Origin of the sequence: Microcystis sp. M015S2 (genome assembly GCF_020245945.1) — a bacterium.
GTDB lineage: Bacteria > Cyanobacteriota > Cyanobacteriia > Cyanobacteriales > Microcystaceae > Microcystis.
On sequence record NZ_JADBTX010000058.1, the window covers coordinates 1 to 5409 of the forward strand.

The following is a 5409-nucleotide window of genomic DNA, read 5'->3' on the forward strand; positions in this document are numbered from 1 at the left end:
ACCGATGTATAAACGGTTGTTGGTGCTGGTGATCCACTGACAGAACTGCTCCCACAGGGAAGCGCTCTCGCGCTGTTGTAAGGTGGTGGTCATTGGTTTATGAGTGCGATTTGAATGATTGATGATGTTCTCATCTTAAGGGTTATGTAACGAATTGTAAAGTTTCTTAACATTCAGTATTTCTTGTCGGAATGATAAGGTGGGCTTATGTTCAGTTAGTTGGTCGAAGCGCTCGATTTACCGACAACAAACCATGAAGCACCTTTTCTTGTGAGCCAGAGAATGCGGTTTCGCTTAGCGAGCGCTTTGCGTTGGCTCTACTTTAGTGTTTTTGTCCCGTTAGATCTCTTGGCGATCGCATCCAGCCTTGCTTTGATTCCGTTCATCCATTGGTTAAACTCGGCCGATTGCCGATCGATAGCTTCCTTGCGTTGTCTTATCTCTTCGGTTATTTTTTCGGGGGCTTCTAACGAAATATTCAGTTTCATAATTGCCTCAAGCATCTATCGATTCTTTACGGCAGGGAACTTGACCTATCAATCAATGGGAATCAACCTCTTTACGGAAATTTTGCCGTTGACATCCTCATCACCGTAGAATAGACGGCGATTACCAATCCCGACGATTTGGTTTTCCTTGCCACCGTCACGCACCCCAAAACCATGAAGCGCCTTTTCCTTTTAGCGATCGCCTTACTATTGGTTTCCTGTCAGAACCTTCCCGCCTCAACCTTGGCCAATGCCCGCAGTTGCACGGTGGTCAGGGGTTCGGTACACGACGGCGACACGATTAGGGTCAATTGTCAGGGAGAACAGAAAAAAATCAGATTCGCCTGTGTCGATGCCCCGGAAATCAAACAGGAAAACGGCATCGCCAGTCGTGACCACTTGCGATCGCTTCTTAACCAGGCAAATAACCAAGTCACTATCAATGCTATCGATACAGATCGCTTTGGGCGTACCGTGGCCGAGGTGTACGCCAACGGTCAGCTAGTTCAACTGCAGCAGGTAAAGGACGGTATGGTTTGGGCTTACGATCAATTCAAGGGCAACTGTCCAAGCTGGAATGAAATCGAAAGGGCTTTTAAAGAAACTCGCTCGAACCGGAAGGGAATTTTCGGGGGAAATCCGATGCCACCTTGGGAATGGCGACGACGGAATCGGTAGTTTTTTATCTGTAGAGATAGAGAAATTCGGAGAGGGAAACTATGAACAGAGATATCATTACTGGAATGGACGGCGAGATTTATTCCCGTCGCGATCTGAGTCGGGAATGGGGCGGGGCGATCGATCTGGGAACCGCAAGGACGGGAAAAAGCTTCGAGGTTGACGGTCATTTAGGGGAAACTAATCGCTGCGGCGTTTGGGATAGTGTGGACAGACTCAAATTCAGGACTTCCCGCAACCTGCGCTTGGAACTCGCCACCGACCCGAACGTGATCACCGAGTTGGTGCGATTTGATAGTAACGGTGTCGCCACCGTTGTCGGTTCGGTTGAATACGGCGACCGACTATCTCTCAATTTAGCACCAGGTCGCTACGGCCTCAGTTTCTTTGTCGAGGGAGATTTGATTTCCTATCAGGTTAATGCCAGTTTCATCGAAAATTTTGGGTCTGAAACCCCGTCGTTTCACGACGGCTTTACCGTTAAATACTAGCGCATTTACCAAATATATGCTAAAATGTGAGACATGGAAAAAGCCTATTCGTTTCGATTTTACCCCACACCCGAACAAGAGTCGCTATTGCGGCGCACTTTGGGCTGTGTAAGATTAGTTTACAATAAAGCTCTCCATGTCAGAACACAAGCATGGTACGAAAAGCAAGAAAGAGTAGGCTACACTGAAACTTCTTCAATGCTAACCGATTGGAAAAAGCAAGAAGAATTAGACTTTTTAAACGCAGTTAGTTGTGTACCTTTACAACAAGGGTTAAGACATTTACAACTGACAGGGGGACAAGAAGGCTGAAATCCATATAGCATAAGCTTTTCATAGTTTTAGCTCGAAAAAGTTCGCCGCACCATCTCTCACTTATTAATAATAATTCCTAGTAAGCTCGCTCCTATCCCTAATTCTTTCGTTAGCTTTTTGCCTAGAATCGCTAGATCTATTTCTAGCGAGAGAAGCCAGAAGCCTTTGTTGGCAAGTTTTCTAGCTCGCTTGTCCCCCTGTCAGCATTTACAAACAGCTTTCACTAACTTCTTTGCTGGTCGTACTAAGTATCCTAACTTTAAGAAAAAACATCAGGGAGGAAGTGCCGAATTTACTAAGTCAGCTTTTAAATTTAAAGACAAACAAATCTATTTAGCTAAATGCACAGAACCTTTACCTATTCGATGGTCAAGACAAATACCAGAAGCTTGTGAACCAAGCACAGTAACAGTCAGATTACATCCCTCAGGACGCTGGCATATCTCAATAAGATTTGATGACCCAACGATTAAGCCTCTACCAGTAACAGATAAAGCCATCGGAATTGACTTAGGAATTAGTAGCCTTGTGATTACCAGCGATGGAGACAAGGTATCTAATCCTAAGCATTTTAAAAAACATTATCAGAGGTTGCGAAAAGCACAAAAAAATCTTTCTAGAAAACAGAAAGGGTCAAAAAATCGGGAAAAGGCGAGAATCAAAGTAGCCAGGATTCACGCCCAAATCACCGATAGCAGAAAAGACCATTTACACAAGCTAACCACTCAATTAGTTCGTGAAAACCAAACGATTGTGGTTGAGAATTTAGCCATCAAGAATCTGGTCAAAAACTCGAAATTATCTCAGGCAATATCTGACGTTAGTTGGGGAGAAATCACTCGACAATTAGCCTATAAATGCCGTTGGTATGGGAGAAATTACATCGAAGTAGATAGATGGTTTCCTAGTTCTAAGCGGTGTAGTAATTGCGGGCATATTGTCGAAAAGATGCCGTTAAATATTCGAGAATGGGATTGTCCAGACTGTGGGACTCACCATGACCGAGATATTAACGCTAGTAAAAACATTTTGGCCGCAGGACTTGCGGTGTCAGTCTGTAGAGCGACCATAAGACCAGAACAGAGTAAATCTGTTAAGGCAGGTGCGGAACCCCGCAAGGGAAAGAAGCAGAAACCGTTCGGCTGAGCTCACGGCCGAAGCCCAAATCGTGAGGTTTGGGAATCACCGTCCGTTTACGGCGGTGAGGATGTCAATTAGGGCTGTTGACTAAAAATCAAGGATAGCGACCGCCGACATCAGCAAAGACCGTTCAATTTTCCCAAAACAGCCTGATGTTTCTGCCGCACTGACCTTTCCTCGGTCGATGTGCGCTGGTTGCCGATAGTCGATAGGTCGATTTCGATGGCGAGCCTTCTTTGCTGAACCTAATCCCGCCAATTCTTTCGCTCGATAGCATCGAGTTCTTGGCATATTTCGGCAGTCAGCCGATAATCGACACTAGGAGCCAAAACTTCCCCGTCAAAGTGACCGCCAGCAGTGCAGCCTGGATTATGACAGCGTGGCAGTTTATCCCGGTTGTAGTCATAACCATCGTTGACAAGGGCAGCGAGGTGATGGTGAACGATCCCACTGTCATGACAGCAGAAGCAATTCCAGTCGGGCTGCCAGATTTCTACCTCCGCTCCTGGTTCCTTTTCGGGGCGCATTGGCTCCCTGGGGAGTTTTTTCATGATTTGTTCCCCCAAACTAAATTGTTGGTAATCGCCCAGTCCGCAAAAGCTTTTCTTGTCTCCCACTCTTCTGGTGGTCCCCCTTGGGCTACAAAACGACCTTTTCCTTGCCGTATTTCAGCAATCCACTCCTCTCGTTTGGAATGGTTCTCCCAATCCCTTTCTTGTAATTCGGATTGAAACATCTCGTAATACACACGGGAACGTTCTTTACCCGCTCCATTTGTGCTGGCCAGCCATGCTTCGATGTCGTGGATGGGTGGGTTGAAGTCTTTCACCTTCTCCCTGACAAAATTGAAAAATTTCTCTCTCGCCGTATCTGAGAGAGATTTATTGACACTCCCGTCGCTAAAAGCGAGGGATTCTTGGTTCACTGAGTTTCCTTAATCTGACAGGACGTATCCAACCAAACCAGAGGGAATCTCTCCCCAAGCGTGAGTTCCGGTATGCCCTACCGTACTTAGTCCCTTTTTGAGAATGTTGATAGCGGCGTTAATATCTCTATCTTCTACATAGCCACAATGGGGACAAATATGGGTTCTCGTAGATAGAGATTTAGGTACTTTTTGATCACAATTAGAACAGTTTTGACTCGTGTTATGAGGGGCTACTGCTACCGTGGCCTTACCGTATTTAAAGCCAAAATACTCTAACCATTGTCGAAAAGTTGACCAAGCCACATCATTAATAGATTTAGCAAGTTTAGAGTTTTTTACCATGCCTTTAACATTTAAATCTTCGTAAGCAATAAAATCGTTAGATTTAATGACGCGCAATGCCTCTTTTGAGGCAAAGCCTTTACGTTGCCTACTTACTCTTAAATGCTTTCTAGCATATCTCTTTCTAGCTTTTTGGTAGTTGTTTGATTGGGGTTGACCTTTTCTAAACTTTTTAGATTTCTTCCGATTCAGACGATTTAATCTTTTTTCTGCCTTGCGATAGTATTGCGGTATTTCTACCGTTTCTCCATCACTGTTAGCGTAGAAAACTTTTAAACCTACATCCAACCCTACACATTTTTTAGTAGGTTCAAGAGGTTTTGCATATTCCCGAACATCTAAATTAATGCAGAACTGCACATAATAACCGTCAGCACGTTTGACAATCCTTACCCGTTTAATTTGGTCTAAGGGATAGAAATTTAGGTCTCTAGTTCCTTTCAGTTTAACCGTGCCGATGTTTTTCTTGTCGGTAAAAGTAATTTTCTTTCTATCCTCCGATAGTTTCCATCCAGAGTTTTTGTATTCCACAGAACGATTATTTTTCTGAAACTTGGGATAACCTTTTTTACCTTTAACCTTTTTCTTACAATTGTCATAGAAACGAGCAATAGCTGACCAAGCTCGTTCAGCAGATGCTTGTCTAGCCGTAGAATTTAGAGTATCGATAAACTTAAAATGTTTGGCGAGAACTGCACAATATTTATTGAGAGAATATTTATCGATTTTGTCTTCTCTCTTGGCATCCATCCAAAGCCTTAATGCTTTGTTTCTGATGAATTGTACTGTACGAATAGCCTCATCAATGGCAGAACACTGACTTGGTTTAACCACGGCTTTCATTTCTAAGACAATCATTGTTTATCGACCTCAAACAACTTTCTTTATGCTATGGCATAGAACGAGTTAGTTAGGACAGATGCCTGAAGGCTTTACTCACAGCATCCACAAGGTTTTCACTATCATTGATAATCTGACTAACATAGTTTTTCAATCTAGCCCAGAACTTTTCAATTTTGTTGAGATC

At 43.9% G+C, this 5409-nt stretch carries 7 protein-coding genes and 1 pseudogene; 4 read left to right on the forward strand and 4 right to left on the reverse strand.

The genetic code is table 11. From position 1 onward, the window contains the following. Positions 1-317: 317 nt before the first annotated feature. Positions 318-488: a hypothetical protein gene (locus IM473_RS11890; RefSeq protein WP_287660240.1), complete on the reverse strand. Its 171-nt coding sequence runs from the start codon at positions 486-488 to the stop codon at positions 318-320. A gap of 174 nt (positions 489-662) precedes the next feature. Between IM473_RS11890 and IM473_RS11895 the strand changes: the two genes are divergently transcribed. The 4 genes and pseudogenes from IM473_RS11895 to IM473_RS11910 form a co-directional block, all read left to right on the forward strand. Then, a complete protein-coding gene (locus IM473_RS11895; RefSeq protein WP_287660241.1) occupies positions 663-1166 on the forward strand; it encodes a thermonuclease family protein in 504 nt (167 codons plus the stop codon). A 41-nt stretch (positions 1167-1207) separates the two neighbouring features. Next, positions 1208-1657, forward strand: coding sequence for a hypothetical protein (locus IM473_RS11900; RefSeq protein ID WP_287660242.1), 450 nt, complete (start codon positions 1208-1210; stop codon positions 1655-1657). A 33-nt stretch (positions 1658-1690) separates the two neighbouring features. Then, positions 1691-1969, forward strand: a complete 279-nt coding sequence (locus tag IM473_RS11905) for a helix-turn-helix domain-containing protein (RefSeq protein ID WP_407069751.1) — start codon at positions 1691-1693, stop codon at positions 1967-1969. 204 nt (positions 1970-2173) lie between these two features. Then, a pseudogene (locus tag IM473_RS11910) lies at positions 2174-3118 on the forward strand (RNA-guided endonuclease InsQ/TnpB family protein); the annotation flags it as partial. 239 nt (positions 3119-3357) lie between these two features. Here the strand turns inward: IM473_RS11910 and IM473_RS11915 are convergent. From IM473_RS11915 to IM473_RS11925, 3 genes are read right to left on the reverse strand one after another with little or no spacing between them, the layout of a single operon-like run. Continuing rightward, the gene (locus tag IM473_RS11915; protein WP_287660244.1) at positions 3358-3663 is read right to left on the reverse strand and encodes a hypothetical protein; all 306 of its coding nucleotides are present in this window, start codon (positions 3661-3663) and stop codon (positions 3358-3360) included. Continuing rightward, positions 3660-4037, reverse strand: a complete 378-nt coding sequence (locus tag IM473_RS11920; RefSeq protein WP_287660245.1) for a hypothetical protein — start codon at positions 4035-4037, stop codon at positions 3660-3662. The genes IM473_RS11915 and IM473_RS11920 overlap by 4 nt, the downstream gene beginning before the upstream one ends. Positions 4038-4046: 9 nt before the next feature. Continuing rightward, the gene (locus IM473_RS11925; RefSeq protein WP_287660246.1) at positions 4047-5240 is read right to left on the reverse strand and encodes an RNA-guided endonuclease InsQ/TnpB family protein; all 1194 of its coding nucleotides are present in this window, start codon (positions 5238-5240) and stop codon (positions 4047-4049) included. Between the last annotated feature and the right edge of the window lie 169 nt (positions 5241-5409).

Excerpts from the sequence above, each read along its gene's own strand:
- IM473_RS11915 (WP_287660244.1), bottom strand. The coding sequence starts at position 3,663 with ATGAAAAAACTCCCCAGGGAGCCAATGCGCCCCGAAAAGGAACCAGGA.
- IM473_RS11890 (WP_287660240.1), bottom strand. The coding sequence starts at position 488 with ATGAAACTGAATATTTCGTTAGAAGCCCCCGAAAAAATAACCGAAGAG.
- IM473_RS11900 (WP_287660242.1), top strand. The coding sequence starts at position 1,208 with ATGAACAGAGATATCATTACTGGAATGGACGGCGAGATTTATTCCCGT.
- IM473_RS11895 (WP_287660241.1), top strand. The coding sequence starts at position 663 with ATGAAGCGCCTTTTCCTTTTAGCGATCGCCTTACTATTGGTTTCCTGT.
- IM473_RS11905 (WP_407069751.1), top strand. The coding sequence starts at position 1,691 with ATGGAAAAAGCCTATTCGTTTCGATTTTACCCCACACCCGAACAAGAG.
- IM473_RS11925 (WP_287660246.1), bottom strand. The coding sequence starts at position 5,240 with ATGATTGTCTTAGAAATGAAAGCCGTGGTTAAACCAAGTCAGTGTTCT.